General features: G+C 70.2%; 21 protein-coding genes and 1 riboswitch. Of the genes, 9 read left to right on the plus strand and 12 right to left on the minus strand.

Going from position 1 to position 24,490, the window contains the following annotated elements:
* Window positions 1-7 precede the first annotated feature (7 nt).
* Complete coding sequence (locus HJG52_RS03085) at window positions 8-727, minus strand: DUF1345 domain-containing protein (protein WP_171242070.1); 720 nt, start codon at window positions 725-727, stop codon at window positions 8-10.
* A 41-nt stretch (window positions 728-768) separates the two neighbouring features.
* On the opposite strand from HJG52_RS03085, the gene HJG52_RS03090 reads away from it, so the two are divergent.
* Window positions 769-1,917 (plus strand): class I SAM-dependent methyltransferase, encoded by a 1,149-nt coding sequence (locus HJG52_RS03090; protein ID WP_171242071.1) that lies wholly within the window; start codon window positions 769-771, stop codon window positions 1,915-1,917.
* A 1-nt stretch (window position 1,918) separates the two neighbouring features.
* Here the strand turns inward: HJG52_RS03090 and HJG52_RS03095 are convergent, their stop codons facing one another.
* Window positions 1,919-2,206, minus strand: a complete 288-nt coding sequence (locus HJG52_RS03095) for a WhiB family transcriptional regulator (protein ID WP_206069861.1) — start codon at window positions 2,204-2,206, stop codon at window positions 1,919-1,921.
* A gap of 175 nt (window positions 2,207-2,381) precedes the next feature.
* Here HJG52_RS03095 and HJG52_RS03100 point away from each other — a divergent pair, with 175 nt between their 5' ends.
* The gene (locus HJG52_RS03100) at window positions 2,382-3,383 is read left to right on the plus strand and encodes a MerR family transcriptional regulator (RefSeq protein ID WP_171242072.1); all 1,002 of its coding nucleotides are present in this window, start codon (window positions 2,382-2,384) and stop codon (window positions 3,381-3,383) included.
* A gap of 22 nt (window positions 3,384-3,405) precedes the next feature.
* The gene (locus HJG52_RS03105) at window positions 3,406-4,251 is read left to right on the plus strand and encodes an aldo/keto reductase (protein WP_171242073.1); all 846 of its coding nucleotides are present in this window, start codon (window positions 3,406-3,408) and stop codon (window positions 4,249-4,251) included.
* An 8-nt stretch (window positions 4,252-4,259) separates the two neighbouring features.
* Here the strand turns inward: HJG52_RS03105 and HJG52_RS03110 are convergent, their stop codons facing one another.
* Complete coding sequence (locus HJG52_RS03110; protein WP_171242074.1) at window positions 4,260-4,880, minus strand: L-threonylcarbamoyladenylate synthase; 621 nt, start codon at window positions 4,878-4,880, stop codon at window positions 4,260-4,262.
* Window positions 4,881-4,919: 39 nt separating this feature from the next.
* On the opposite strand from HJG52_RS03110, the gene tdh reads away from it, so the two are divergent.
* Window positions 4,920-5,957: an L-threonine 3-dehydrogenase gene (gene tdh / locus HJG52_RS03115; RefSeq protein WP_171242075.1), complete on the plus strand. Its 1,038-nt coding sequence runs from the start codon at window positions 4,920-4,922 to the stop codon at window positions 5,955-5,957.
* A gap of 9 nt (window positions 5,958-5,966) precedes the next feature.
* On the plus strand, window positions 5,967-7,160 hold the full coding sequence (locus HJG52_RS03120) for a glycine C-acetyltransferase (RefSeq protein WP_171242076.1): 1,194 nt from the start codon (window positions 5,967-5,969) through the stop codon (window positions 7,158-7,160).
* Here the strand turns inward: HJG52_RS03120 and HJG52_RS03125 are convergent.
* Genes HJG52_RS03125 through HJG52_RS03140 form a run of 4 tightly spaced genes read right to left on the minus strand, consistent with a single transcriptional unit; the run spans window position 7,157 to window position 9,840 of the window.
* On the minus strand, window positions 7,157-7,603 hold the full coding sequence (locus tag HJG52_RS03125) for an OsmC family protein (protein WP_171242077.1): 447 nt from the start codon (window positions 7,601-7,603) through the stop codon (window positions 7,157-7,159). The two genes, HJG52_RS03120 and HJG52_RS03125, sit on opposite strands and share 4 nt — an antisense overlap.
* Complete coding sequence (locus HJG52_RS03130) at window positions 7,603-8,142, minus strand: DUF1697 domain-containing protein (protein ID WP_171242078.1); 540 nt, start codon at window positions 8,140-8,142, stop codon at window positions 7,603-7,605. The genes HJG52_RS03125 and HJG52_RS03130 overlap by 1 nt, the downstream gene beginning before the upstream one ends.
* On the minus strand, window positions 8,135-8,998 hold the full coding sequence (locus HJG52_RS03135) for a serine hydrolase (protein ID WP_171242079.1): 864 nt from the start codon (window positions 8,996-8,998) through the stop codon (window positions 8,135-8,137). The genes HJG52_RS03130 and HJG52_RS03135 overlap by 8 nt, the downstream gene beginning before the upstream one ends.
* Window positions 8,995-9,840: a PhzF family phenazine biosynthesis protein gene (locus HJG52_RS03140; RefSeq protein ID WP_171242080.1), complete on the minus strand. Its 846-nt coding sequence runs from the start codon at window positions 9,838-9,840 to the stop codon at window positions 8,995-8,997. The genes HJG52_RS03135 and HJG52_RS03140 overlap by 4 nt, the downstream gene beginning before the upstream one ends.
* Before the next feature lie 21 nt (window positions 9,841-9,861).
* On the opposite strand from HJG52_RS03140, the gene HJG52_RS03145 reads away from it, so the two are divergent.
* Together HJG52_RS03145 and HJG52_RS03150 are read left to right on the plus strand one after the other, a co-directional pair.
* Entirely contained in the window at window positions 9,862-10,479 is a 618-nt protein-coding gene (locus tag HJG52_RS03145) for a histidine phosphatase family protein (RefSeq protein ID WP_206070168.1), read from the plus strand.
* Between the two features lie 568 nt (window positions 10,480-11,047).
* Entirely contained in the window at window positions 11,048-13,258 is a 2,211-nt protein-coding gene (locus tag HJG52_RS03150) for an HNH endonuclease signature motif containing protein (protein WP_171242081.1), read from the plus strand.
* Window positions 13,259-13,308: 50 nt separating this feature from the next.
* On the opposite strand, the gene HJG52_RS03155 is transcribed toward HJG52_RS03150, so the two are convergent.
* From HJG52_RS03155 to HJG52_RS03165, 3 genes are all read right to left on the minus strand, one after another.
* Entirely contained in the window at window positions 13,309-13,968 is a 660-nt protein-coding gene (locus HJG52_RS03155) for an RES family NAD+ phosphorylase (RefSeq protein ID WP_171242082.1), read from the minus strand.
* Window positions 13,946-14,488, minus strand: a complete 543-nt coding sequence (locus HJG52_RS03160) for a hypothetical protein (protein WP_171242083.1) — start codon at window positions 14,486-14,488, stop codon at window positions 13,946-13,948. Before HJG52_RS03160 ends, HJG52_RS03155 begins: the two co-directional genes overlap by 23 nt.
* 182 nt (window positions 14,489-14,670) lie before the next feature.
* Entirely contained in the window at window positions 14,671-16,158 is a 1,488-nt protein-coding gene (locus HJG52_RS03165; RefSeq protein WP_171242084.1) for a glutamate-cysteine ligase family protein, read from the minus strand.
* A 177-nt stretch (window positions 16,159-16,335) separates the two neighbouring features.
* On the opposite strand from HJG52_RS03165, the gene HJG52_RS03170 reads away from it, so the two are divergent.
* Together HJG52_RS03170 and HJG52_RS03175 are read left to right on the plus strand one after the other, a co-directional pair.
* On the plus strand, window positions 16,336-17,532 hold the full coding sequence (locus HJG52_RS03170; RefSeq protein WP_171242085.1) for an exonuclease SbcCD subunit D C-terminal domain-containing protein: 1,197 nt from the start codon (window positions 16,336-16,338) through the stop codon (window positions 17,530-17,532).
* Window positions 17,533-17,542: 10 nt separating this feature from the next.
* Window positions 17,543-20,629, plus strand: coding sequence for an AAA family ATPase (locus HJG52_RS03175; RefSeq protein WP_171242086.1), 3,087 nt, complete (start codon window positions 17,543-17,545; stop codon window positions 20,627-20,629).
* 25 nt (window positions 20,630-20,654) lie between these two features.
* On the opposite strand, the gene gcvP is transcribed toward HJG52_RS03175, so the two are convergent.
* Window positions 20,655-23,537: an aminomethyl-transferring glycine dehydrogenase gene (gcvP, locus tag HJG52_RS03180; RefSeq protein WP_171242087.1), complete on the minus strand. Its 2,883-nt coding sequence runs from the start codon at window positions 23,535-23,537 to the stop codon at window positions 20,655-20,657.
* Between the two features lie 66 nt (window positions 23,538-23,603).
* Window positions 23,604-23,711, minus strand: a riboswitch (glycine riboswitch).
* 76 nt (window positions 23,712-23,787) lie between these two features.
* Window positions 23,788-24,384: a MerR family transcriptional regulator gene (locus HJG52_RS03185; RefSeq protein ID WP_171242088.1), complete on the minus strand. Its 597-nt coding sequence runs from the start codon at window positions 24,382-24,384 to the stop codon at window positions 23,788-23,790.
* Between the last annotated feature and the right edge of the window lie 106 nt (window positions 24,385-24,490).

Below are 24,490 nucleotides of genomic sequence, written 5' to 3' on the forward strand. Positions count from 1 at the left end.
CACGTCCTCAGATCGAGGCGAGCGCGCCCACGACGATCGCCAGGATCACGGTGTTGAACACGAAGGCGAGAGCCCCCTGACCGCTCACGGCCTTGCGCATCCGGGTGGTTGTCACGTCGATGTCGGTCGTCCCGAAGGTCGTCATCGCCATCAGGGCAAAGTAGAAGTAGTCCCACCACACCGGCTGGCCGCCTCCCGGCAGGCTCAGGCCCTTCCCGTCGTCGTCGGACTGCACCCGCGCGTAGTAGACGGCATACCCGACCACCACCGTCGCCCAGCTCACGGCGACGGTCGCGATCGCGAGGCTCGCCAGGAGTCCGCGACTGGCCCCGTGTGCGACCGCGTCGAGGCGCGGCAGGATCGCCGCCCCGGCAAAGGCCACGATGGACAGGGCAAGGGCCGAGTCGGGTCCGTCACCACCGCCCAGGAACCACCGCAGGAGCGGCCCGGGCGGACGCGGCCGGTGGACGAGCCGGGCCAGCTCGTCGGCGCTCTCCTGGTGGAACGCCTTCCACGTGAGGACGTCGTAGACGAGCCCGTAGATGATCCAGATGACCATCACCGCACTGATCTGGGACACCGAGAAGTCACCGTCACGCGCTGCCACGACCAGGACGAACACGAGGACGGGGACGATGGCGACCACGATCGCAACGCCCGCGCGCTTGAAGTCGTCGTGGAACCATCGGCGCCTGGTCGGCGTCGCGGCAGTGCGTGGCGTCGTCACCGTGAGCATCCTAGGGGTCCGGAGTCACTTACCCTGTGCCGGTGCAGTGCGACTACTTCGACGCGGGCGTGTGCCGTTCGTGCACCCTCATGGGCGTCGGGTATGCCGCGCAGCTGGCAGAGAAGGACGCTCACGTCCGCGCGGTGCTGACCGAGGTCGTGACGCCTGGCGCGTGGACCGATCCCTTTTCGAGTCGTGAGAACGGTTTTCGCAACAAAGCCAAGCTTGTGGTCGGGGGCCGGCGGGGGTCGCCCGTTCTCGGGATCCTTGACGACGACTCGCGCGTGGTCGACCTGACCCGGTGCGGGCTCTACGAGCCGGGTCTGCACGAGGCGGTTCTTCGCCTGCCCCAGCTGGTGGGCGAGATCGGCCTGACGCCGTACGACGTTGCCACCCGCAACGGTGAGCTCAAACACCTGCTGGTGACCCACTCCCCCGACGGCGAGCTCATGCTGCGCTTCGTCCTGCGGTCCGAGGGACAGCTGCGACGGTTGCGCGAGCACCTGCCAACCATCCAGCGGGTGTTACCGACCGCCAAGGTCGTCACGGCCAACCTCCTGCCCGAGCACAAGGCCCTCCTCGAGGGTGACGAGGAGGTCGTGCTTTCTCCTGAGGCCACTCTTCCCATGCAGGTCAACGGGATCCGGCTCCACCTGCGGCCCCGCAGCTTCTTCCAGACCAACACCGAGGTGGCCGCCGGGCTCTACCGCCAGGCGCAGGACTGGCTGTCCGACACCGCCACCCAGACGCTTTGGGACCTCTACTGCGGCGTCGGCGGCTTCGCCCTCCACGCGATGACCGCCGCCACCGCCCCGCAGCGGGTCGTCGGCATCGAGGTGTCAGCCGACGCCGTGGCGTCCGCCGAGCTCTCCACTCAGGCACTCGCCAGTCGAAAGCCGTTGCCACAGTGGGTGTTCCACGCTGGCGACGCCACGGCATACGCCCACGACAACCCCGCACCGGACACCGTCCTCGTCAACCCGCCACGACGCGGCATCGGCACGGACCTGTCCCACTGGCTGGAGAGCAGCCGAACCGTGCAACGCGTGCTCTACTCCTCGTGCAACGCCGAGTCGCTCGCGCGCGACCTCGGCCTCATGCCGTCGCTGAAACCCATCCGGGCACGCCTCTTCGACATGTTCCCGCAGACCCGGCACCACGAGGTGCTCGTGCTGCTGGAGCGGGGCTGAGTCAGCTCGCCTGGCTCGCGATCATCACGGCGCGCTCCTCGGGGGTCGTGCCACCCCACACGCCGTACGGCTCGCGAACCTCCAGCGCGTGCTCGAGACACCGCCGGAGCACCGGGCAGGTCGCGCAGACGGCCTTGGCGGCTGCGTCGCGGTTGTGTCGCTTGCGTCCGCGCTCGGCCTCGCCATGGAAGAACTGTTCGGGCCCCGTGCTGCGGCAGGCACCGTCCACCTGCCACTCGTAGTTGGCCAGCAGCGGCTGAGGAAGTCGCTTGATGTTGCCCACGTCCATGAGTCGCCTCCTTTGCTCGACGCCCTCGAGGGGCGGGTCACGCGGCACTGGTTCAACCGGGCAGGCCCCAACTTATGCAAAAGTGCTTCACGCGACAACACCCTGAGCAAGTTTTATCGTGGTGTCGACGCCAAGCCCCGTGGGCAGGCCCCCCGACCGAAGGAGGTGGGGCATCATGGCGGACGTGCCGAATGACGCGTCGACGACCGACCACGACGTCGACTGGCCGGTGGGACGGGTGGCCGAACGCGTCGGTGTTCCCGCCGCCACCTTGCGCACGTGGGACCGCCGCTACGGCATTGGTCCGTCGCTGCGCACCGGCGGTGGCCACCGCCGCTACACCGAGGAGGACGTGCGGCGCGTGCGGGTCATGGCCCGCTTCATCGGCCGTGGCGTACCCGCGCTCACTGCTGCGCGGATCGCCTCCGCCATGGACTCCGAGCGCCTGCGGATCGAGGTGCCGAACGCCTCGGCTCAGACCGCTGGCGAGGACGCGGCCACTGCACTGCAGGGCACGTCCTTCGACACTGGCCATGACTCGACCGTGCTCGACGGTCCCATCGCCGAGATCAGCAGCGCAGCCATCGCGCTGCACGCCCAGACGCTGACGTCGCTCTACCGCAAGACCTTGCGCGAACGCGACCTCGTCAGCGCATGGACCGACGTCTTCTCCCCCGCGCTGCGCCTCATCGGTGAGCAGTGGGGCGAAGGGGCGCTCGGTGTCGAGTCCGAGCACCTCGCCAGCGAGCTCCTCGTCGCCGAGCTTCGTGCGATCATCCACGCCGCCCGGCCACCGCACCCCCGCCGTAGCGTCCTGCTCGCCGGCGCGGACGATGAGCAGCACTACCTGCCCCTGCTCGCCCTCCAGGCCGAGCTGGCGCGCCAGGGTCTCTCGGCGGCATACCTGGGACCGCGTCTGCCCACCCGTGCGCTCGGTGACCTCATCACCAGGCGCCAGCCCGACGCCGTCTTCCTCTGGGCGTCGATGGAACGACCCGACGCCGAGCCACTGTGGCACACCCTCGCCACGGCCACCGGTCCCCTCGACGTCGTGCTCGGCGGACCCGGGTGGCCGAACACCCTGCCGCGCGTCGCCGACGGGGTGAAGGTGACGCGGGTGAGCGACCTGGCCGCCGCTGCCCGCGCACTCCAGCACCTCCCGGAGGCACCGGGCTGACCCTGGCCGTAGCGTGGGTGGCATGAGTGCCGACACCACCTTCACCCACCAGCTCAACGACGGAACCACCGTGCCCGCCATCGGGTTCGGCACCTATCCACTGCGCGGCGAGGACGGCACCTCCGCACTCGCCTCGGCCCTCGACGTCGGCTACCGCTACCTCGACTCCGCGGTCAACTACGAGAACGAGTCCGAGGTCGGGGAAGCCTTGCGCCGCAGCGAGATCCCGCGCGCTGAGGTTCGTCTGGCGACCAAGATCCCGGGTCGCTCACAGGCCCGCGACAAGGCGCTGCACTCCCTCACGGAGTCCGCCGAGCGCTTCGGCGTCGAGACCATCGATGTCGCGCTCATCCACTGGCCCAACCCGAGCGTCGACCTCTACGTCGAGGCGTGGGAGGCGCTCGTGCAGGCACAGCGCGACGGAGTCGTCACCACCATCGGGGTCAGCAACTTCAGCGCCGCCCACCTCCAGCGCATCATCGACGCCACCGGGGTCACGCCGGCCATCAACCAGATCGAGCTGCACCCCTACTTCCCCCAGGTTGAGCTGCGCGCCACCAACGACGAGCTCGGCATCCTCACCCAGGCGTGGAGCCCACTCGGCAAGAACCCCACCCCGTTCGAGGAGGCGCCGGTCGTCGCCGCGGCCAAGGCGCACGACGTCACGCCCGCGCAGGTCGTCCTGCGCTGGCACCTGCAGATCGGCTCCATGCCCCTGCCCAAGTCGGCGTCAGCGCAGCGGCAGCGCGAGAACCTCGACGTGTTCGGGTTCGAGCTCACCGAGGACGAGGTGGCCGCGATCACTGCGTTGGGCCGGGCCGACGGTCGGCGCTTCGGCGGCGACCCGGACACCCACGAGGAGATGTAGCGGCAGGCTCACTCGAACGGCGTCGGGTCACCGGCACCGACCCGCACCACCTCTGGCGCGCCGTCCGAGAAGTCGACGACGGTCGTGGGCTCGGTGCCGCACTCCCCCACGTCGATCACGGCGTCGACCTGGTGGTCGAGCTCGTCCTTGACCACCCAGCCCTCCGTCATGGGGTCGGTCTCACCGGGCAGGATCAGGGTGCTCGACAGCAGCGGCTCACCCAGCTCGTCGAGGAGCGCCTGCACGACGCGGAACTCGGGGATGCGCACGCCGACCGTCTTCTTCTTCGGGTGCAGGAGCCGCCGCGGCACCTCCTTGGTGGCGGGGAGGATGAACGTGTACGGGCCCGGCGTCGCCGCCTTGATGGCGCGGAACACCGAGTTGTCGATGTGCACGAGCTGGCCGAGCTGGGCGAAGTCGCGGCAGACAAGCGTGAAGTGGTGCCGGTCGTCGAGGTGGCGGATCCGCACGATGCGGTCCTTGCCGTCCTGGTTGCCCAGGGCGCACCCGAGGGCGTAGCCCGAGTCCGTCGGGTAGGCCAGCAGGCCGCCGTCACGCACCATCGTGACCGCCTGCCCCACAAGGCGGGGCTGGGGGTCGACGGGGTGGATGTCGAGATAGCGTGCCATGCCGTCAAGGGTATGCCGCGTGGTCACTAGGGTGGTCGCGTGCGCGCCCTCGTGAAGACCCAGGCCGGTCCCGGACTCTCGCTCGTGGACGTGCCCGAACCCAGTCCCGGGCCGACGGACGTGAAGATCCGGGTGCTGCGGGCGGGCCTGTGCGGCACCGACCTGCACCTCGAGCAGTGGGACGACTGGGCGGCCTCGACGGTGAAGCCGCCCATGACCATCGGACACGAGTTCTACGGCGAGGTGGTCGAGGTCGGCGAGGACGTCGACTCGGTGCGCGTGGGCCAGCGGGTCTCCGGTGAGGGGCACATCGTGTGCGGCACCTGCCGCAACTGCCGCGCGGGCCGCCGGCACATGTGCATCAACACGATCGGTGTCGGGGTCAACCGCGATGGTGCGTTCGCCGACTACGTGGTGATCCCCGCCTCCAACGCGTGGATCCAGCCCGACGACCTCGACCCCGACCTTGCGGCGGTGTTCGACCCGTTCGGCAACGCCACGCACACGGCCCTCCAGTGGCCGATGGCCGGCGAGGACGTCCTCATCACCGGTGCCGGCCCGATCGGCGTCATGGCTGCCTCGATCGCCCGGCACGTCGGCGCCCGGCACGTTGTCGTCACCGACATCAGCGACTACCGACTCGGGTTGGCCAAGGAGGCCGGCGCCGACCTCGTCGTCAACGCCTCGACCGGGACACTGCGCGAGGCGATGAACACCCTCGGCATGAAGGAGGGCTTCGACATCGGGCTGGAGATGTCGGGCGTCCCCAGCGCGGTCGAGGACATGCTGGCGCACCTGAACCACGGCGGGCGGGTGGCGATGCTGGGGCTGCCCAAGGACCCGTTCCCGGTCGACTGGGGCAAGGTCATCACCCACATGATCACCATCAAGGGCATCTACGGCCGCGAGATGTACGACACCTGGTACGCCATGAGCTCGATGCTCGGCAACAGCGAGCTGCTGCGTCGGCGGATCGCCTCGGTCATCACCCACCGCTTCCCTGCCGAGCAGTGGCAGGACGCGTTCGCCGCCGCCCGGTCCGGGCAGTGCGGCAAGGTCATCATGGACTGGAGCTGAAGGAGCGACATGTACGGCACCGTCAAGGACGAGCTGGCCACGACCCTGCGCGAGATCGAGGACGCGGGGCTCTACAAGCGGGAGCGTGAGCTGACCTCACCCCAGTCGGCGCACATCACGACCAGCAAGGCAGAGGCGCTCAACTTCTGCGCCAACAACTACCTCGGGCTCGCCGACAACCCCGACGTCGAGGCTGCTGCAGCAGATGCGTTGCGGGAGTGGGGTTTCGGGATGGCCAGCGTGCGCTTCATCTGTGGCACCCAGGAGCTGCACAAGCAGCTCGAGCGGGCCATCTCGGAGTTCCTCCAGACCGACGACACGATCCTGTACTCGTCGTGCTTCGACGCCAACGGTGGGGTCTTCGAGGTGCTCTTCGGCGCGCAGGACGCGATCATCTCCGACGAGCTCAACCACGCCTCGCTCATCGACGGCATCCGGCTGTCCAAGGCCCAGCGCTACCGCTACAAGAACGCCGACATGGCCGACCTGCGAGCCCAGCTCGAGGCCGCGAAGACCGCCGGTGCGCGGCGCATCGTCGTCGTCACCGATGGGGTGTTCTCGATGGACGGCTACCTCGCTCCGCTCGACGAGATCTGTGACCTGGCCGAGGAGTTCGGCGCCATGGTCATGGTCGACGACTCGCACGCGGTGGGTTTCGTCGGTGACGGCGGGCGCGGGACGCCGGAGCGCTTCGGCGTGATGGACCGGGTCGACATCCTCACGGGGACCCTGGGCAAGGCGCTGGGCGGTGCGTCGGGTGGTTACGTCGCCGCCCACCAGGAGATCGTCGACCTCCTGCGGCAGCGCTCACGGCCCTACCTCTTCTCCAACGCCGTGGCGCCCACTGTTGCCGCGGGTTCGCTCAAGGCCCTGGAGATCGCGGCGGACTCGACTCAGGCCCGCGAACGGCTGCGGGCCAACACCACGCTGTTCCGCGAGCTGATGACCGAGGCCGGGTTCGACCTGCTGCCCGGCGAGCACCCGATCACGCCGGTCATGTTCCCGGGTGAGGACGGTGCCCGACAGGCCGCGCAGATCGCCGACGCCATGCTCGACGAGGGCGTCTACGTCATCGCCTTCTCGTATCCCGTTGTGCCACAAGGGAAGGCGCGGATCCGGGTGCAACTGTCCGCGGGACACTCCGAGGATGACGTGCGCGCCTGTGTGGCGGCCTTCGTCGCCGCCCGCGAGAAGGTCGCCTAGGCCTGACGCTCCTCGACCGGCGTGCCCTTGACGACGGTGCGGGTGACGGTGCACAGCCGGTCGTGCGACATCGCGATCGCCTTGGGCAGCATCTCCCGGGCCTTGTCGCCGGCCTCGCCCTCGTCGAACCGCACCGTGAAGGTCACGGCGAGGTCGCTCATCTCGTTGCGGCCCTCGGCGTCCTTGGTCTTGACGCCCTCGGTCACGACGTCGAACGTCGTCGGCTCGGCGCGCTTGCTCACGATGAAGTCGACGTCGACGGCGCTGCACCCGGCGATCGCGGTCAGCAGCAGCTCGACCGGCGTGAACTCCTCGCTTTCGCCGCCACCACCGAAGCGCAGTGTGCCGCCGCGGGCGTTCGTTGCCTCGTAGAGCCCCTTCTCGACGCGGGTGAAGCTCACCGAGCGGTGCCCCGTGCCCGTGCCGCCAGTCTCCTCAGTCATCACCGACCCCATTTCTGCGCCATTGCGCGAACCACCGTCATGTTGCGTGCCGTACCGGTCACGCCGAGCATCTTCTCCAGCCGTGCGCTGGTCAGCCTGGCCTGGTGGAACGGCACGGCGTAGTCCATGAGGACATCCTTCCCCATGACGAAGGCGCGTTCACCGGCGACGTCCCACGCCTCCACCTCGGCCTTGGCCGCAGCCGTGGGCGCCTTGTCGCAGAAGAGGACGTAGCGCGTGGTCGCCCCGGACGACGCCTCGGGTATGCCGTCCACAGCCTCGACCAGGGGCGGCAGCTCCTGCGGTCGCCGGACGACTGCGACGATCTCGAACCCGGCGTGCTCGGTGAGCACGCGGCCCACCTCTGCCTCGATCTTGGGGATGCTGCGCATGGTGGTGGCGACGAGGAAGTTTCCGGTCTGGATGTGGGACTCGACCTCGCCGAACCCGGCTTCCTCCAAGGCTTTTCGCGCCTCAGCGATCTTGAGCTGGCGCTTGGAGACGTTCACTGCTCGCAGGAGTGCGATGAACTCAGGCATCGATCGGCTCCGTCCTCACCAGACCCCGGAGGGCGCGACCGATGCGCTGCATGCCATCGAGCGCCACGGCGCGTCCCGCGGGGTGGCTGGCGTCGTCCCAGTGTGTCAGCACGGCATACGCAACGGTCCGTGCCTCACCGACCACCACGCCCACGTCACCTCGCACGTCTGAGATCGTGCCCGTCTTGTTCCAGAGCTGCACGCCGAGGTCGGGCTCGTCGTGGCACAGGGGGTCGAGGTCGAACGCGCCTCCGACCATGGAGAGGTCCGCGTTGAGGGCCAACCAGCCCAGCACCCGCTCGGACACTGCCGCGCTCACGACGTCGCGCCGGTGCAGGCGAGCCAGCAACGCGGCATACCCGGCTGCGGTGCCGCTGGAGAGGCCGAACGGGCTCTCCACGGCGGGGCGTGGTTTGGCGTGGAGGCCGACGTAGCGGTGCAGCGATATGTCTTTGATGCCAACGGTTTTTGCGCGGTTACGGACGACCTCGGGACCGCCGACTCGGCGCAGCAGGACGTTGGTGGCCAGGTTGTCGCTGAATGCGCCGACGAGGGTCGCGCAGTCGACGGCGGGCAGAGCGGCGGCGGTCAGGTGCCACCACAGACCCGAGTCGTCGACCCAGTCATCGTCTCCGTGGGCCAGCAGCTCGGACTCCGCCAGGGTGCCGACCTCGAACTGCGCTGCGACCTCGACGAGGAGCAACAGCTTGCCCAGGCTGGCCGAGGCCTGCTCGGTGTCGGCGTCGTGGCACACGAGGTGCTCGTCGGTGGTTGGATCGACCATGCAGACACGCCACTGCACCAACGCGTCTGCTGCAACCGCCGCCGCCACTGCCTGCTCGAGATCCGCGCTCACAGCTCGAGCTCCCCCGCGCCGAGGTCGCGCACGAGACCACCCACCCGGACCGTGCCGTCAGTGTCCACGGACAGCTCGAGGGTCGAGGGTCGGTGCATCGCGTCACCTTGGCTGATCTGCCACTGGCCGGACTCCCCTGCCGCGTGAAGGGCGACCCCGAGGTTCGAGCAGGCGGACCCGGTTGCGGCGTCCTCCCAGACTCCCGTGCCGTCGGTGATGAGCGCCCGTGCCTCGATGGTGCCGTCACCCGATGGCGCCCACAGGTAGACGAGCACCTCTCCCCCGCTGCGACCCATCGCGGCATACGACGGCATAGCGCTCGGGACGACGCGCGCGCGTCGCACCACGCCGGCGTCGCGTGCGCGGGCGATGACCTGAGAGGTGCCGACGGAGACCTGTTGGACGGGGCCTGGCAGGTCGTCTGGCTCGAGGCCGAGTCCAAGGGCCAGCTGGACGGGGTCGAGGTCGGCCTCGACCGCTCCCGGCCTCGCGGTGAGGATCCACGAGTCCCCTTGTGCCGCAACGGGAACGACGCCAGCGGGCATGGACAGCGACAGTTCGTCGCCACCGAGACCGAGGCCCCTGGCGACGTGGGCCGTCCCCAAGGTGGGGTGGCCGGCGAAAGGCATCTCGAAGGTCGCGGTGAAGATGCGCACCCCGGCATCGGCGCCGTCGTCGGGCCGGACGATGAAGGTCGTCTCGGACAGGTTGAACTGACGAGCCAGCGCCTGCATCTGGTCGTCGTCGAGCCCGGAACCGTCCTCGAAGACGCACAACGCATTGCCGGAGAACGGGTCACCGGGGCGGGCAAAGACGTTCAGCAGCCGGTACCTCAGTCGCATGCGCCCACTGTGTCAGACAGACTGACCCTCGTGACTGCGACCCACAAAGCCCCGTCCGGCCGTCTCGTGCTGCTGCGTCACGGCGAGACCGAGTGGTCGAAGTCCGGCCAGCACACCGGCGTCACCGACCTACCCCTGACCGAGAATGGCGAACGCGTCGCGCGAAACCTCGCTCCCCTGTTGAAGGAGTACGACTTCCGCCTCGTGCTGTCGTCGCCGTTGCAACGGGCCAGGCGGACGGCCGAGCTCGCCGGGCTGACCCCCGAGATCACCGAGGACCTGCGCGAGTGGGACTACGGCGGCTACGAGGGCCTCACCACGCCGCAGATCCGCGAACAGCTCGGCGACGAGACCTGGACCGTCTTCAAGGACGGGGTTGTGCCGGGCGAGACACCGGGTGAGACCGTCGAAGAGGTTGCGGCGCGAGCCTCCCGAGTGCTTGCCAGGGTCCGGCCGCTGCTGGCCGAGGGCGACGTGGCGCTGGTCGGGCACGGGCACAACCTGCGCGTACTCACCACGGTCTACCTCCAGCAGGAGCCTCGGATGGGTGCGCAGATTCTCCTCGACGCCGGGTCGCTGTCGGTGCTGCGACCGGAGCACGCCGTCCCCTCGATCGCCTTGTGGAACCGGGTGCCCTGAGGGGCTCGGTGGCACGGCCTGCGAAGGCTGCTCAACGTGCGGTTGCGTCGTGTTTCGGCGTGACCTCTGCGTCGGTGTGGCTTGACCGCGCTCGGGACGAGCGAGTCATCGCGGGTCGGGTCGCGCAGGTTGGTCACCTCTCGATGGGTGTGGGGTGGAGGTGGCCCTGGACATCCGGCTGATCGTGCGCCGTGCGGTTGCTGGTTCGTGGCTCACGGTTAGCGTGCCGTTCGGCTTGGTGGTTGGCGGGTTTCAGGCGTTGGGGAGGACTGGCTGATCGGGCGCAGGTATGCCGCGTGGCCGGGTCTCGGCGCGGCGCACCTTGGGGTGTGGTTGGGCTGAAAAGGCGCTGGGGAGGACTGGCTGATCGTGCCCGCTGCTGTTGCTGGTTCGTGCCCCTTCTACTTGTGGCGCGGGCGGCTTGGGTGCCGGGGCGTGCGTTCGTCTATGGGGCCTTGGGCGGCCTTCGGTCACTGCCGGCCTTGTGAACGAATTCTCTTGGAAACACACAGGATTCGGTGTGGACAAGTTCTTGTCGCTGTCGGCGGGTCCGAGTACAATCGAACACATGATCGATATCGTGGAGCTGTTGCGGACGGTGAGCGCTGACGCTGCCCGTCTGGCGGATGCTCCACGGCGGGAGTCGATCGACGACTTCGTCCAGCTCGTGGGTGACACCCAGCGTCTGGTCAGCATGGTGCAGGCCGTGCAGACGGTGGCGATCGCGAACGTGTCCGCGATCGAGGACGTCGTCGACCCGGGCACCGGTGAGGTCGTCGAGCAGTTCCGCGGGTACGGCCACCACCGCATGGACGCCGCCGCCCTCGTCAGCGACGAGCTCGGCGTGACCGCCCGCGGTGCGGAGACCAGGGTCGGTGTCGCAGCCCAGCTGGCGGGGCGGTACCCGTGCGTGCTCGAAGCGATGGGTCAGGGCCGGATCGACCCGTACCGGGCCAGCATCATCGAACACGAACTGGCCGATGCCCCCGACAACGCCGTGGAGGCGGTGCTGGCCAAGATCGAACCCCACCTCGGCAAGGAGACCGGTGGGCGGTTGCGGCAACGCGTGCGCCGCGTCCTGGGGCAGGTGGCTGCGGAGTTCCTGCGCCAGAAAGCCGCCCAAGCGCGTAAGGAGCGGTCGCTGCAGCGCTGGCCCGGTGACGGGCCCGGCGTCGACACCTGGGTCGCGTCGTTGCCGGTGGAGCAGTCGCAGAAGGCGTGGTCCGCGATCGACTCCCTCGCCCGCGAGTACGTGCGCGCCGGACACAACACGTGCATTGAGCAGGCCCGGGCGGACGCGATGCTCGCGTTCATCGACGGCAACACCCGCGCCGAGTACGTCATCCAAGTCGCGGTCCCCGAGTCCCGCCTCAATGGTGCGCTGGCAAGCGTCACCGAACCGTTCGCGAGACAGCCGCAAGGCCCGCCCAAGACCCGACAGGCTCCCTTGACCGGTACTTCCGGTGCCCACGCGAACGAGCGAGTCCGAAGCTCGGATGCGTCACCAGTTGCGACCGGCGCAGAGGGCGCGGCGGTTGACACGGCCGACCTCGATGCTTGGGTGCGGCAAGTGCTACGCGACAACGGAATCGGTAAACATTGCACCGCCACCGGGCCACCCGCACTCACAGGACCCCCCACCCGAACCATCCCTGAGGACTGGGGCGTCGACGGCGAAGGCAAGGGCAAGGGCCGCAAGAGGAAGAAGCTGCGTGCTGCCGACCCGAGTGCGCCCGCGACCGCAGGTGGTCGACCGGTGGCCTTGCCGGCGCTGGCTCCTCGGCGGGTGCGGATCGACATCCTGCCCTGCGACGAGTCGACCGGCGCCTACACCTCCACCCCGGTCAGCAGCTGGACCATCACACCCACCGGTCAGGACAAGACCCGTGGCGGTGACCACGCCACCGCAAGGGCAGCCACCAGCCGCAACGGCAACGCGAGCTCGACAGGGAAGGCGGACCGGGCCGGTCCCACCGGGAACGCCCGCTCGACAGGGAACGCGGACCGGACCCGAAGCACAGGTTCGACACGGGTGGCAGGCCGGAGCGGAAATGCTGGCTCGGAAGGCAACTCGGGCTCGACTGGAAACGCGCGCCTGACCGGCTCGTCCGGCGTGGCGTCGATTGAGGCAGCCTTCGCCGACGCGGTGGTGCGGCGGTGCGCGGTCCCGGAACCGGTCGTGATCGGGTACCGGCCCACCGAAGCCATGATCCGCACCGTCAAATCCAGGGACGGACACTGCCGGTTCCCCGGCTGCACCGTCGCCGCCACCTTCTGCGACCTCGACCACGTCAGCCCCTGGCGTGAAGGGTCCACCCTGACCCGGGTGAGCAACCTGATCTGCCTGTGCCGACGCCACCACCGCACCAAACAACTCCGCCGCTGGTCCGTACGCATGCTCCCCGGCGCCATCGTCGAATGGACCGACCCCACCGGCCGCACCCGAACCACCCACCCGGTCAACCACCTCAACCCCGACCCCCAGCCCTGGCTCGATGACGACGGCCAACCCATCGCTGACGACACCGGCGCTGCAACAGACCGCCCGGTCGAGCTGCCCTCATTGCTCGACGAACAGCTCGAGTACCTCACCGACCACCGCGAATGCTTCGGCCCCCAACACCGCAACATCTGCGACGAGTACGGCAAACCCATCGGCCAGCTCATCACCCCCGGCAGCCTGTGGACCGTCGACCTCACCGACGACTACGCCTCCCACCTCGCGAGCCACCACTCCACCCGCCACCGGCCCAACGCCGACGACCCACCACCATTCTGAGCGAGGTGCCGTTCCAGACCGGGCAACGGGCACTACGGGCGCTCACCCGGCTACGAGCGGTGGGCTCGAGTGCGTGGCGGCCGCACGACCGTGAGGTCCGAACGGCGAGGCGCAGCAACGAGATCCGGTATGCCGGGCACCGACGCCGCCGGCACGGCGCCCGCATCCGTGGGCCAGTCGCGCCCACCCTCGTCACCAAAGGCCGCGACCGAGCTGGCCTCCCCCGGCGTGAACCGCGGCCCGTACCGCACCCCGTCCAAACCCACGTCGGCGAACGCGCGCGCCCACGCCTGGGGCACGGCATACGGCACCATCGTCTCGAGCTCGCGCGTCACACCGAACCCGCCGGCAGCGCGTGACTGGACGTCTGCCAACCGCCACGCCGACGGTGCATGCAGTCGCGACACAATCGCATCCTCCAGCGCCGACTCCGGCAGCTCGCGGCGCACCGCGAGCACTGGACCCAGCCGTTCGCGCACGGCGCTCTCGGCATCCAACGCGAGGTAGCAGGTGCCGCGTGGCGACGGCAGGTCGAACCGCCCACCACCGTCGTTGCCGAACCACCACGCCCCGCGATCCGCACGGTGACAACGGAACAGATCGTCCTCCGCGTGGACCTCCGCCACCGGAAAGCCCTCCAACGATCCCTGTGGCGCGCGGTGCGCCACCCGCTCGCGCTCCCCCACCTCAGGCAGCCCACCGGGCAGCATCCGCGGCCGCCGCCTCGGCAACGTGCGCCACCGCCGCAGCCGACGAACGATGCACCACGAGGTAGTCGACCGCGCTGTGCCCCTCGAAAACCTCGCTCGGCGTGGTGAGCCAGGCCCCGACGGTCCACCCGTCGACACCGGCCCGCGTGAAGATGCCGACAGCGTCCTGCACACCCGGCCGCACCTGCCCGTTGCGCCCGAACTGCAGTGACGGATACACAAGGTGCCCGTCACTGGTCCGTGCCGCGAGCACCGTCCCCCGCCGCACCCGGTCGAACAGCGCCTGCCGCGAGATCCCGAGCCACGCCACCAACCCCGCCGTGTCGTAGAACGGCGCGAGCGGCTCGTCCAACGGATGCACCGTCGGCAGCGCAGCCACCATCCGCTCGGCCAGCTCCTCGACGTCCTCGAGCTCCAGGGTCCGCCCCTGCGCCTCGAGCTCCGCGGCGCGAGCCTCGACTCGCTCGCGCACGGCAGCCGCCAATGCTTCCACCGCCGTCGTATCGACTGTCCGGCTCATCACTCCACCTCCACACGGTGACGCCCCACCCAGTCCGAGCCGTCAAGGGCGTCAAGGTCGTACAACAACCATAACCCCAGGGCACGACACCGCAGTCTCAGGGCACGCACGAGCAACGCCCCGACGTCGAGCGCAGCGTCGGCGCACCTTCCGAGCCCGCGCCCCCGTCCAAGGGGTCGCCCCTACGGCAGCTCCCAGGTGTGGACCGGCTCGTTGCTGTGCATGTTCTCGGCATACCTGCGCAGCATCTGCGCCAACGCGCTCTGCCGGTCCATGCCCTTGCCCTCGGTCTCGAGCCGGTTCACCGTGTCCGTCATCCACGTGGCCCCATTGCGCCCCGTCGTGCAGCGCCCCTCGATGACCGAGAGATACCGGTCGCGCACCTTCTCCGACACGCCCCACTCGGTCAGGCCCTCGTAGGCCATCGGCAGCAGGTGCCGCAGCACCAGCTCGTCGGACCGCACCTCGCCGAATCCCGGCCAGTAGAGCCGCGACTCGATGCCGTCGCGGGCAGCGTTGACGAAGTTCTGCTCGGCCACCGCAAAGCTCATCTTGGTCCACACCGGGCGGTCGTCGGCGGCGAGCTTGCGGATCACGCCGTAGTAGAACGCAGCGTTCGCGAGGACGTCGATGAGGGTCGGGCCGGCCGGCAGCACCCGGTTCTCGACCCGCAGGTGGGGCTTGCCCTTGACGATGTCGTAGATGGGCCGGTTCCACCGGTAGACGGTGCCGTTGTGCAGCCGCAGCTCCGCGAGGCTCGGCGCCTCCCCGGCTTCGAGCAGCGCCACCGGGTCCTCGTCACTGACCTCCGCGAGCAGCGCCGGGAAGTACCGCACGTTCTCCTCGAACAGGTCGAAGATCGAGGTGATCCACCGCTCGCCAAAGAACACGCGGGGCCGCACCCCTTGGTTCTTGAGCTCGATCGCGCGGGTGTCGGTTGCCTGCGTGAACAACGGGATCCGCGTCTCGGCATACAGCCGCTTGCCGTAGAAGTAGGGGCTGTTCGCCGCCAGCGCCACCTGCGGCGCCGACAGCGCCTGCGCGGCGTTCCAGTGGGCGGCGAAGTCCTGCGGCGACACCTGCAGGTGCAGCTGGACACTGGTGCACGCCGACTCCGGTGCGATCGAGTCGGCGTACGTCGCGACCCGCTCCCCCGTCGGCCCCTCGATGTCGAGGTAGATGTCCTCGCCGCGCGCGTAGAAGATCGAGTCGTTCAACGCGGCATACCGGTTGTTGGCGCTGATCCACTCGCCCTCGAAGTCCTCGGGCATGATCGTCGGCAGGATGCCGACGGCGACGATGTGGGCGCCCCGCTTGCGGGCGGCCGCGTCCGCGGCGTTGAGCGAGCCACGCATCTCGTCCTCGAGCTCGATCGCGGCATCACCCGGCAAGGGCCGCGGCGGCACGTTGAGCTCGATGTTGTAGCGAGCCAGCTCCGTCTGGAAGCCGGGGTCGGCGATCTCCTCGAGCACCTCGGCGTTGGCGAAGTTGGGCTGGTAGTCGTCATCGACGAGGTTGAGCTCGATCTCCATGCCCGTCATCGGGCGGTCGAACTCGAACACGCTCTGCGACAGCATCCGCTCGAACACGTCGAGGTTCTGTCGCACCTTCTCGCGATACCGCTGGCGCTGCTCCCGTGTGTAGCTCTGCGCGTTCACCTCTTCGCCCACGAAGACCTCCCGGTGTGGTCGAGCAGCCTGGTCGAGCACTGCGTGCCGTGGCCACGACCCAACCACACGGCGGGCACGCGTGCCACCACTTGCCAGCGGAGTCTCTCGACGCGAGAGAAGCGGGCCACGCCGAGGCAATTCACGAGCCCTGTCGGTCCGTGCTCCTAGCCTGCAGGTGTGCGGTTCCTCCACACCTCCGACTGGCACCTGGGGCGCTCGTTCCACCAGGTGGGACTCCTGCCTGCGCAGTCGGAGTTCCTCGACCACCTCGTCGAGGTCGTGCGGGCCGAGCAGGTCGACGCCGTGCTGGTCTCCGGCGACGTCTACGACCGCGCCTTGCCCGCGCCGGACACCGTGCAGCTGCTGTCCGAGACGGTGACCCGCCTGGTCGACACCGGGGCCACGGTGGTCCTGTCCAGCGGCAACCACGACTCGGCGATCCGGCTCGGGTTCGCCAGCGAGCTGCTTGCCCGCACCGGCGTCCACATCCGCACGTCGGTCGACACGATCGGTCAGCCCGTCGTCGTCGACGGGGTCGCCGTCTACCCCCTTCCCTACCTCGAGCCGTCGGTCGCAGCAGGTCCGTTGGCGACGTCGACCCCCACCCACGCCGGCGTGCTCACGGCCGCGATGGACCGGGTCCGTGCCGACGTCGCCACCCGCGGACTGCCGTCGGTCGTGATGGCCCACGCCTTCGTCACCGGCGGCGCCACGAGCGAGTCCGAGCGCGACATCTCCGTCGGCGGTGTGAGCGCGGTGCACCCGTCGGTCTTCCAGGGTGTGGGGTATGCCGCCCTGGGCCACCTCCACGGTCGCCAGCAGGTCTCGGACTCGGTGCGCTACAGCGGCTCACCCGTGGCGATGTCGTTCAGCGAGCACCGCCACACCAAGGCCTCGTGGCTGGTCGACCTCGACGGCTCCGGCCTCACCGTGGAGGAGGTGCCGGCACCGGTCCACCGCCAGCTCGCAGTGCTGCGCGGCGACCTCGACGCCCTGCTGCTCGACCCCACCCTGACCTGGGCCGAGAACGCCTACTGCCAGGTCACCCTCACCGACCCCGTGCGCCCGCTCGGGGCGATGGAACAGCTGCGCCGCCGGTTCGCCCACACCCTCGTGCTCCAGTTCGACCCCCAGGGCGCCGCCGTGCCAGTCCGCACCTACGTCGAACGCACCTCCGCGGCCGACCCGGTCGACGTCTGCTGCGACTTCCTCGGGCACGTGCGAGGCGGGTATGCCGCGACGCAGGACGAGCGTGCACTCGTCACCGAAGCGGTCGAGGCCGTCCGTCTCCACCGCGGCTCCCGCGACGACGAGGGGCGCGTCGCCGACGACGCAACCACGCGGCATACCAGTGCCTCGAAGGGCGTGGCATGAGGGGCATCTCATGAGGCTCCACCGGCTCACGGTCACGGCCTTCGGGCCTTTCGCGGGCACCGCTGAGGTCGACCTCGACGCCGTCGCCGAAGGTGGGATCTTCCTCATCCGCGGGGCCACCGGTGCGGGCAAGACCAGCCTGCTCGACGCCATCTGCTTCGCGCTCTACGCCGACGTCCCGGGCGCACGGACCAAGAAGGGGCTGCACAGCGACCACGCCGACCGCGGCGTGGTGCCGTCCGTGACGCTCGAGCTGACGGCCGCGGGCCGACGGCTGCGGGTGGAGCGGTCGCCGGAGTTCCGGCGCCCCAAGACGCGCGGCAAGGGCGAGGTGTCGGTGCCGGCCAAGGCCCAGCTGTGGGAGCTGCGCGACGGCACCTGGGAGCCGCTGAGCACCCGGCACGACGAGATCGCCGAGGTCATCGACGACGTGCTGGGCATGGGGCTGGCGCAGTTCGCCAAGGTCGTGCTGCTTCCGCAGGGCGACTTCGCGACGTTCCTGCGGGCCACCCCGGAGGAGCGCCGGGGGCTGCTCGAGCGGCTCTTCGACGTCGCCGGGTACGTCGGCATCGAGGAGTGGTTCGTCGAGCAACGCAAGCTGGCCAGTGCCGCACTCGACGAGGCCCATCGTGAGCTGCGGACCCACCTCACGATGGTCACCGAACACCTCGCTGCCGCGCCAGTTTCGTTGGTGGACAACGAGATCGGCACCGACGACGAAGACGCTTCCCTCGTCGAGCTGACTCCGGCAGAGGTGCCGTCACGGCTCGACACGGTCGTCGCAGCCCTCGAGCGCGCCGCGGCTGAGTCCTTGGCTGCGCTGGACGACGCCAAGGCCGGGTCCGAGACGGCCTCAGCCGCGCTGGCCGCTGCCCGTGGCCTCGCCGCAACCCAGGCGCGCGGGCGCCAGGCGGCGGCCTCGCTCGCCCAGCTCGATGCGTCCGCCGAGGAGCATGCCGCCGCGCTCGACCGGCTCGAGGTCGCCGGGCGCGCAGCGTCGCTGGCAGGCGAGCTCAAGGCGCTCGACCGCGCCGCCGCAGCCCTGGCCCACGCCCGGACCACCCTGGAGACGGCGTCGGCCGCCACCGCATCGCTGGGAGTCGCAGACCTCACGGCTGACGACCTCACCGGTCAGCTGGACCGGCTCGAGGCCGCCGGGACCCACCTGCACGATGCCGCCGGAGCCGTCGCGCGCCTCGACCGAGCCCTCGGCGCACAGCGCGACGCCGTGACCACGGCGCAGCGGGCGCAGCAGCAGCTGGACCGGGCGGTGGATGAGCTGGACACCGCCACGGAGCGGCGCACCGAGGTCGTGACCGAGGTCGACGAGGCTGCGGCGGCCGAGGCCGCCCTGCCCATCGCCCGTCAGGCCGTCGAGGTGCTGGCGCGCAAGCACGCCCTGCGCACGGCCCAGGACGGCGACACCGCCACCCTCGCAACCAAGCGGCAGCTGCACGGCGAGCTCGTGTCGGTCGAACAGGAGGCGCGGGCGGTCTACCTCGACCTGCGCGAGGCACGGCTCGACGGCATGGCCGGCGAGCTCGCCGCCCGGCTCGAGGACGGCGCACCCTGTCCGGTGTGTGGTGCCAGTGAGCACCCGCACCCGGCCTCCGACGGCGTGCCGGTCACGGCAGAGCAGGTGGCCGAGGCCGAGGACACCTGGCAGCAGGCGCGGGCTGCGGCCACCGACCTGCTGTCCGTGATCCGGGGGCTCGAGGCCACCATCGCCCAGCGTGACGACGAGCTCGCCGACACCGACGATGACGCTGCGTCCCTCCAGGCGGCGCTACTGGCCCGTCGCCGGGCGGTCGAGGCCCTCACGGTGGCGGCGGAAAGCCTTTCTGCGCGGCGGGCAGACCTTGCCTCGCTCGACGCTGCCATCGAGCAACACGAGGCCAGGGTTGCCTCGCTGCGGGAGACGGTCGCCGTGGCGTCGGCTGCTGCGGAGGGCGCCGAGCAGGACGGCGCACGCGAACGTGCCGCGGTCTCGGCGGCGCTGGACGACCACACGACGCTGTGCCCGTGCGGACCGCTCGGCAAGCCCGATGAGGGTCGGCCACTCGCCGACCAGGTCACGACGGCCAGCACCCGACACGAAGGAACGAAGCGGGACCTGAGCGCCCACCGGGAGGCGCTCGTCGTCGTCGAGAAGTGCGCCACCGACATGGGCGCAGCCGAGTCCGCCGTGCGTGAGTCGTTGGAGGACAACGGGTTTGACGACATCGAGCAAGCCCGCGCAGGTCAGCTTTCACCCGACGACACACGTCAGCTCAAGGACGCCGTCGCCGCCCACGACCGGGCCCGCGCCGTCGCCACCGCGACACTGTCCGAGGACGCGGTGACCGAGGCGCTGGAGCAGCCCGAGCCGGACCTTGCGACGCTCGAGCAGGCCGCCGGCGAGGCCGCATCGGCGCTGAGCCAGGCCACCACGACCGATGCCCTCGTGCGGGCGAGCCTGGCGTCGATCCGCCGGGGCCGGACCAGCATCGTCGACCTCTGCGGACAGCTGGGCGAACGGGCCGCCCGTCACGACGTGCTCCGCGACCTGGCCGACACGATCAGCGGGCAGGGCGGCAACAACGAGCTGCGGATGCGGCTGTCGGCGTTCGTCCTCGCGGCCCGGCTGGAGAAGGTCGCCGACCTGGCCAACGAACGCCTTTCCGCCATGGGCGACGGGCGGTACCGGCTGCGGCACACCGACGGGCTCGCCGCCCGGGGGGCGCGCAGTGGTCTGGGCCTGGAGGTCCTCGACCTGTGGACCGGTCAGACCCGGTCCACGACCTCGCTGTCCGGTGGTGAGTCGTTCATGGCGTCACTGGCCCTGGCGCTCGGGCTCGCCGACGCGGTTCGCGAGGAGTCCGGCGGCTTCGACCTGCAGACCCTGTTCGTCGACGAAGGGTTCGGCACCCTCGACGACGAGAGCCTCGAGCAGGTGCTCGACGTGCTCGACGGGCTGCGTGAAGGCGGGCGCGCCGTCGGCGTGGTCAGCCACGTCGCCGAGCTGCGCAACCGCATCACCAGCCAGGTGCTGGTGACCAAGACCGAGCACGGCTCCACGGTTCGCACCGTCAGCGTGGCCGACGACCCCGCCGCGTAGCCGCCGCCAACGGCCGGCCCCGCGCTCAGCCCTCGAACGCCTCTGGCGGCGGGCAGGAGCAGACGAGGTTGCGGTCCCCGTAGGCGCCGTCGATACGCGCCACCGGCGGCCAGTACTTGTCCGCCGCCTCGACCCCGACCGGGAAGGCCGCGTCGGAGCGCTCGTACGGGTACTCCCACTTGCCGGCCAGTGCCTTCGCGGTGTGCGGGGCGTTGCGCAGCATGCTGTCCGCCAGCGCCACCTCACCGGACTCGACCGCGGCGATCTCGCCACGAATCGCGATCATCGCGTCGCAGAACCGGTCGATCTCGTAGCGGTCCTCGCTCTCGGTCGGCTCGACCATCAGCGTCCCGGCCACCGGGAACGACATCGTCGGGGCGTGGAAGCCGTAGTCGATGAGCCGCTTGGCGACGTCGTCGACGGTCACGCCACTGCGCTTGGTGAGGTCCCGCAGGTCGAGGATGCACTCGTGGGCCACGATGCCGTCGTGACCGGCATACAGGACCGGGTAGTGCTCACGGAGGCGCGTGGCGATGTAGTTGGCGCCCAGGATCGCGACCTGCGTTGCGCGGGTGAGTCCCGCACCGCCCATGAGGCGCGCGTACGCCCACGAGATCGGCAGGATGCTCGCCGAGCCGTACGGTGCTGCGGAGATCGGACCGACGCCCGTCTCGGGACCGGCCTCGGCGGCCAGCGGGTGGTTGGGCAGGTGCGCAGCCAGGTGGGACCGCACCGCGACCGGACCGACACCGGGGCCACCACCGCCGTGCGGGATGCAGAACGTCTTGTGCAGGTTCAGGTGCGAGACGTCGGCACCGAACTTGCCCGGTTTGGCCAGGCCGACGAGCGCGTTGAGGTTGGCGCCGTCGACGTAGACCTGGCCGCCGGCGTCGTGCACGAGGCCACACAGCTCGGTGATGGTGTCCTCGAAGACGCCGTGCGTGGACGGGTAGGTCACCATGATCGCCGCCAGGTCGTCGCGGTGCTGGTCGACCTTGGCGCGCAGGTCGTCCATGTCGATGTCACCGCCGGGCGCGGTCTTGACGACGACGACCTTCATCCCGGCCATGACGGCGCTGGCGGCGTTGGTGCCGTGGGCCGACGCGGGGATGAGGCAGATGCGGCGCTGCGACTGGCCGTTCGCCTCGTGGTAGGCGTGGATCGCGAGCAGGCCCGCGAACTCGCCCTGCGAGCCGGCGTTGGGCTGCAACGACACCGCGTCGTAGCCCGTGATCTCGCACAGCCACGCCGACAGGTCGTCGATGAGGCTGCGGATGCCCTCGCTCTGGGTGGCGGGTGCAAACGGGTGCAGGTGCGCGAACTCGGGCCAGGTGACGGCGGCCATCTCGGTGGTCGCGTTCAGCTTCATCGTGCACGACCCCAGCGGGATCATCCCGCGGTCGAGCGCGAAGTCGCGGTCGGACAGCCGGCGCAGGTAGCGCAGCATCGACGTCTCGCTGTGGTGGCTGCTGAACACGGGGTGCGTGAGGTACTCGCTCGTGCGGGTCAGCTCGGCCGGCCACTGCGGCTCAGCGACGGTGACCTCAGCCGGCCCGGTGACGCCGAAAGCCCCCCAGACCGCCTCGAGGTGGCGCAGGTCCGTGGTCTCGTCGACACTGATCGACACGTGGTCGGCGTCGACGCGCCAGAGGTTGACGCCGCGCTGGGCGGCCTGGTCGACGATCTCGTCGGCGCGGCCGGGCACCGACACCGTCACCGTGTCGAAGTAGTGCTGGGTCGTGATTTCGACGCCGCCGGACCGCAGGCCCTCGACCAGGGTGCGCGCGTGCCCGTGGACCCTGGTCGCGATGGCGGCCAGGCCCTGCGGGCCGTGGTACACGGCATACATCGAGGCCATCACGGCCAGCAGCACCTGCGCGGTGCAGATGTTCGACGTGGCCTTCTCGCGACGGATGTGCTGCTCACGGGTCTGCAGCGCGAGGCGGTAGGCGGGTGCGCCCTCGGTGTCGACGCTGACGCCGACGAGCCGCCCGGGCAGGGACCGCTCGAGCCCGCTGCGCACGCTCATGTAGCCGGCGTGCGGACCGCCGAAGCCCATCGGCACCCCGAACCGCTGGCTGGTGCCCACCGCGATGTCGGCGCCCCACTCCCCCGGCGCGGTCGCCAGGGTGAGGGCCAGCAGGTCGGCGGCGGCGGTGACCAGCGCGCCCGACTCGTGGGCGGCCGCGGCCAGCGCGCGCCAGTCGCGCAGCTCGCCGTCGGCGCCGGGGTACTGCACCAGCACGCCGAAGACGTCACGGTCACCAGCAGCCGCACGCAGGGCATCGGCCGAGTCGACGCCGTCGAGGTCGGCCACCACGACCGTGAGCCCCAGGGGGTTCGCGCGCGTCTGCATCACGGCGATCGTCTGCGGCAGCACGTGCCGGTCGACGAGCAGCACGGCCTCCTGCGCCACCTTGCTCGAGCGACGCATCAGCGTCATCGCCTCGGCCGCTGCCGTGCCCTCGTCGAGCAGAGAAGCGCCCGCGGTGTCGAGACCGGTCAGGTCGCTCACCACGGTCTGGAAGTTGAGGAGGGCCTCGAGCCGGCCCTGGGAGATCTCCGGCTGGTACGGCGTGTACGCGGTGTACCAGGCAGGGTTCTCGAGCACGTTGCGCTGGATCACGGCCGGGGTGATGGTGCCGTAGTAGCCGAGCCCGATCATCGAGGTGAAGACCTGGTTGCGGGCGGCCAGCCCGCGCAGCTCCCCGACCACGGCGTTCTCCGAGACGGCGGGGTCGACCCGCAGCGGCACGTCGGACCGGATGGCGCCGGGGATGGCGTGGTCGACCAGGGCCTCGAGCGAGTCGTGGCCGACGACCTCGAGCATCGCGGCGACGTCGTCATCCCCGGGGCCGATGTGACGGCCGGCGAACTCGGGCAGTGCGGCAGTGGTGCGCGGGGACATGAGGCTCCTGAAGTCGAGTGCTCCGAACGCCTCCCCATCTGTCACGGCGGACCGCTCCAGAGGTGCCTGACCCGTGCAGTCCTGGCGCCTGAGAGGTTCCGGGGAGTTTGCCCCTTCGGCGCCCCGTCGCTCCCGGTCGAACCGGTCACGCGGGGGCTCTCCCGCACGGGATGATCAGCGCGATCAGGATACAACACGGTCCGCCTCCCCTTCGGGAAGCGGACCGTGGATGAGCCGGTATGCCGGGTGGTCAGGCCAGGCGTGCGGCGCGCCTCGCGCTGAGCTCGTCGTCGGGGTGGGCCGCCGGTGCCTCGTCGTCGGCGCGCTCGCTGGGCAGCTCGGCCAGCGAGCCCTCGACCTCACGCCAGACGCGGCCCACGGCGATGCCGAACACACCCTGTCCGCCCTGGACCAGGTCGATGACCTCGTCGGCGGAGGTGCACTCGTAGACCGAGGCGCCGTCGCTCATCAACGTGATCTGGGCGAGGTCCTCGACGCCGCGGTCGCGCAGGTGCTGGATCGCCGTGCGGATCTGCTGGAGCGAGACGCCGGTGTCGAGCAGCCGCTTGACGACCTTGAGGACCAGGATGTCGCGGAACCCGTAGAGGCGCTGGGTGCCGGAGCCGGTCGCGCCCCGGACCGACGGCTCGACCAGACCGGTGCGGGCCCAGTAGTCGAGCTGGCGGTAGGTGATGCCGGCGGCCTTGCACGCGGTGGGACCGCGGTAGCCGGCGTCCTCGCTCAGCTCGGGCAGGTCGTCCGTGAACAACAGCCCCTGGGCCGCCACCGGCACGCTCGTGTGGCCGTCGCGAGCCTCGTTGCTCGGGGTCACCGCGTTCACCTCCATTGCATCCTCGGGTGTAACTACACCATCAGCATTAACACGTCTGCGTCGACGGTACGGGCGCGCATCAGCACAGGTCAACAACCACTCGACCTTACGGCTTCGGCGT

It is taken from the genome of Knoellia koreensis, from assembly GCF_013041615.1.
In the GTDB taxonomy this organism is placed as follows: Bacteria; Actinomycetota; Actinomycetes; order Actinomycetales; family Dermatophilaceae; genus Pedococcus; species Pedococcus koreensis.